Origin of the sequence: Sulfitobacter sp. HI0129 (assembly GCF_001635395.1) — a bacterium.
Taxonomy (GTDB): Bacteria; Pseudomonadota; Alphaproteobacteria; order Rhodobacterales; family Rhodobacteraceae; genus Sulfitobacter.
Genome location: NZ_LWGH01000627.1, coordinates 1 through 458, shown reverse-complemented (window position 1 = coordinate 458; position 458 = coordinate 1). Strand labels below are relative to the sequence as shown.

Sequence of the window (458 nt, the reverse complement as noted above, 5' to 3'; positions counted from 1 at the left end):
CATGGCAAGACGCTGCCCGATGCCGCGGGCGACGTGCAGCGCGGGCTCGAGGTCGTGGAATATTGCATCGGCGCGCCGCAGCTTCTGAAGGGCGAATATACCGACAGCGCGGGCCCGGGCATCGACATGTATTCGATGCGCCAGCCGCTCGGTGTCACTGCCGGTATCACGCCGTTCAACTTCCCGGCCATGATCCCCATGTGGATGTTCGCCCCCGCCATCGCCTGCGGCAATGCCTTCATCCTCAAACCGTCCGAGCGTGACCCCTCCGTCCCGCTGATGCTGGCCGAACTGGCCGAGGAAGCGGGCCTGCCCAAGGGCATCCTGCAGGTGGTCAACGGCGACAAGGAAGCCGTCGACGCGATCCTGCACGACGATGTCATCCAGTCCATCGGCTTCGTCGGCTCCACCCCGATTGCCGAATACATCTATGCGACGGGCTGCGCCAACGGCAAACG

The 458-nt window shown here is 64.8% G+C and carries 1 protein-coding gene; it reads left to right on the top strand.

The window, feature by feature from the left end:
* The coding region (locus A3764_RS16385; RefSeq protein WP_150122241.1) for an aldehyde dehydrogenase family protein at positions 1-458 on the top strand (458 nt) is incomplete at both ends.